At 49.5% G+C, this 2,896-nt stretch carries 5 protein-coding genes; 1 reads left to right on the top strand and 4 read right to left on the bottom strand.

Going from position 1 to position 2,896, the window contains the following annotated elements; all coding sequences use genetic code 11:
* On the top strand, positions 1-290 hold a 290-nt coding region (locus CAK78_RS10580), incomplete at its 5' end, for a transposase (protein ID WP_141214172.1).
* On the opposite strand, the gene CAK78_RS10585 is transcribed toward CAK78_RS10580, so the two are convergent.
* The 4 genes from CAK78_RS10585 to CAK78_RS10600 form a co-directional block, all read right to left on the bottom strand.
* Entirely contained in the window at positions 226-1,176 is a 951-nt protein-coding gene (locus CAK78_RS10585) for a tyrosine-type recombinase/integrase (RefSeq protein WP_441296588.1), read from the bottom strand. The genes CAK78_RS10580 and CAK78_RS10585 overlap by 65 nt on opposite strands.
* A gap of 1 nt (position 1,177) precedes the next feature.
* Entirely contained in the window at positions 1,178-1,447 is a 270-nt protein-coding gene (locus CAK78_RS10590; protein ID WP_094697232.1) for a hypothetical protein, read from the bottom strand.
* A 2-nt stretch (positions 1,448-1,449) separates the two neighbouring features.
* Positions 1,450-2,424: a ParM/StbA family protein gene (locus tag CAK78_RS10595; protein WP_094697233.1), complete on the bottom strand. Its 975-nt coding sequence runs from the start codon at positions 2,422-2,424 to the stop codon at positions 1,450-1,452.
* An 8-nt stretch (positions 2,425-2,432) separates the two neighbouring features.
* Positions 2,433-2,896, bottom strand: a 464-nt coding sequence (locus tag CAK78_RS10600) for an IS1595 family transposase (protein WP_141214173.1), incomplete at its 5' end; no start/stop codon positions are given.

The raw sequence follows: 2,896 nt of genomic DNA on the forward strand, positions 1-2,896 counted from the left end.
CCTATAGCAGCAGGGCTCTGCGGGCAGAACTCCGGCGCAGAAAGATAAAAGCGGTTATCCCGCAACGCAGCGACCAGCAACGGCACCATAAGGGACGTCCACTGGTGTTAGACAAAGCTCGTTATCGTAGGAGAAATGTGGTCGAACGGTGCTTCGGATGGCTGAAGAAGTTTCGCCGATTCTCAACGAGGTATGAAAAGCTGGCGGGAAGTTTTGCTGCTTTTATCAAGCTGGCTTTCTGCCTTCGTTACTTACGGGAACTATTGGTGGACAGAAAACCAGCATTTTGAGAACACAGCCTAGTTCAATCAGCTCAATAGCAGGCCTTATCAATGGCCGCATGATCGGCGCTCCAATTTTCTCACCTTGTTTGCGGATCTCTATGGGCACTGTCCACATTGCAGATTGCAAGTCAAAGTGATGCTTTTCAGCTTGAATGAGTTCGCCCTTGCGACCGCCCAATAGCAGAAGCAGTTTTATGTAGATGCGATTCTTCTCAGTGATTTTTGACTCGTGCAAATAGCGCCAAAGTATCCTGATCTCGTTGTCATTTAGCACCCGAGTTCGTTTTCCTTTTTTACCGCCAACCTTTTTTGCTGTGATCCCAGCGGCAGCGTTAATTTCCAAAATTTGTTCATCAATCAGCCAGTCATAAAACTTGTGCAGCACAGACACCAGACGTTCTGTGTTTGAAGGGGACGACTCCGAAACCTCACGAAGACAGTTTCGCAAGGACAATTCATTGATGTCAGTTAATGGGTACTTGCCAAGTCGGGGCAGCAAATATATTTCACTGCTGCGTTTTTGGTAGTGCCACGTTTTCTCCTTTAGCCCTTGCTTACCGGCAGAGTCTATCCAGTCTCGAAAAATCGATTCGAAGCTTTGATTAGCAGAATACTTAGCCCGTTCCTGCTGTAGGTAGAGCTTGGGGTTTCGGCCTTGATCAAGTACTGCCCTTAACCTATCCAGCTCATTCCTGGCTTCAGCAAGCTTCATAAGGGGGTAAGTACCTATGTCTACCCGCTGTTGCTTGCCATCGAACCGATAACGAAACTGAAAAACAATTTTGCCCTTGGGCGATACCCGAGCACTTAGCCCATCTCGGTCGGCTTTTACTACGGTTTCTTTTGCTTCTTTATTTAACCTGGCATCGAGCCAGCTAACTGATAACGCCATGTTATAAGCCCAGCCCTAGTTTTGATTTTAATGATTGTTTACGTGATTCTGCTTTGGGTTCTGGCGCTGTACTCACAGAAGTAATTTCAACTTCTGGAGCATGGCCATCCATCGGTACAGATGTCGTGGATAGATTGGGTTGGCTCATGTGAATTAACCCAAAGGTGGCCAGCATCCGCAGACGCTCAGCGCGTTCCCGTGGCGGCGTCTTTTCCAATTCTTTGAGCAGTTCAGGGTGGCTCCCTGGGGGAATGTTGACGACAACTCTCATGATCAGGCCCCATAAAACCAGAAGCCTCGGACGTTCGCCAAAACAGACTGTTCCGGCACGATGATCTTGCTTCGTGAAAAAATCTCCTTGGCCGCTTCCTTATAAGCCAAGGCTCCACCTCCGGCGATCAATACCAAGTCCGCATTAATGCTTTCGTCACGCATGGATTGGCGCATGGCTGTAAGAGCAACAGGCGCTACCTTTTTCATGGCAGCATTCAGATAAGGTGAAATATCGACTTTTTCTCCAAATAGCAGCACCTGCAAGTCGCCGGTTCTCATTGCTTTTTCAAGTCGATCCATTCCGACTTTGGCACCGTGATCTTCCGAAATCAGCTTATCAATGGTTTCCAGTAGCACGGACATTGCCTGAAGACTGGTTCCTGATGAGCTGTAGCGAATTTCTCCGGCCTCAAGGGCAACCCAGTCAACAGAAAAAAAGCCGGGATCGATGACGACGACGCGACCTTCTTCAATCAAGCCCAAATCTCCACCTGTTTGAACCAAATCCATATAGGCACCGGCAGGCTGCGGCAGCACTTTGACGTCATGAACAGTGATGCTGCGCTTAGGCGTCACTTGATGGACACCTTTTAAACGCTGCACAAGGTCAGACTTACGTTGTGGTTCATGAAACTGGGAAACCGGTAATCCAGTGACAACCAAATCGATGGATTCTGTTTCAGCCATTAACAAGGCGGCATGAAAAAGCGCCTTATAGGTTTTTGTGGTGGGATATTCCGGGTGAAGCTCTCGTTCCCAGCCTTGAAGGCGTCCAGCAGGCACACCAGCGGCCCAACGCTCATTATCGACAGACACATACAAACAAGTTTCATCATCACCTCCACCGATACGCTCCGGCATACGTTCCGCAGGACCGGCACCCGCAGGCAGAATAATGGTTTTCGGTTCACTGCCTGATTGGCCAATTGCCAGCTTCAGGTTTGAGTAACCGATATCTACGCCTAGTACAAACATACTCCTGATTACCCATGACCCTCAGCCAGCTTCAAGAGCCGATATGGCATCGGAGGGCTTGCCACGACTGCATGCCCCAATTCAACCAACATGCTTTTGAGGTCAAAACGATGATTAAACCGGAAGCAGTATTCAGCAAGATGTCTCGGTAAATGCTTCGCTCCGAGCGTATGGCAACTGCCCCGCAGCGAGTTCTTCACATTCCCTATCATCGTGTTTACCCAGTTGAATGCCGGATGATCCAGCAAGTCAAGGTTGCCCCCGGTGACAACACCCAGGTGCTCACAATTGGCCTCCTTCACCGCCCTGAAACAGGCCAATCCATCGGATATCACCGCGCTACCACTGGCAACATGCCGTTTTGCCCAATCAGCAATGGACTTGGTTTTGAAACCATCGACCACCGTCATCCGCATCTTGATTGGATGCCCTTCCTTGTTCAGGGCCACTGCTGCCACAAATGGCGTCTTGC

The sequence above is a fragment of the Aeromonas sp. A35_P genome (assembly GCF_002259925.1).
Classification (GTDB): domain Bacteria; phylum Pseudomonadota; class Gammaproteobacteria; order Enterobacterales; family Aeromonadaceae; genus Aeromonas; species Aeromonas dhakensis.

What these genes read in the sequence shown, in the direction of transcription:
- CAK78_RS10590 (WP_094697232.1), bottom strand. Translation starts at nt 1,447, where the DNA reads ATGAGAGTTGTCGTCAACATTCCCCCAGGGAGCCACCCTGAACTGCTC.
- CAK78_RS10595 (WP_094697233.1), bottom strand. Translation starts at nt 2,424, where the DNA reads ATGTTTGTACTAGGCGTAGATATCGGTTACTCAAACCTGAAGCTGGCA.
- CAK78_RS10585 (WP_441296588.1), bottom strand. Translation starts at nt 1,176, where the DNA reads ATGGCGTTATCAGTTAGCTGGCTCGATGCCAGGTTAAATAAAGAAGCA.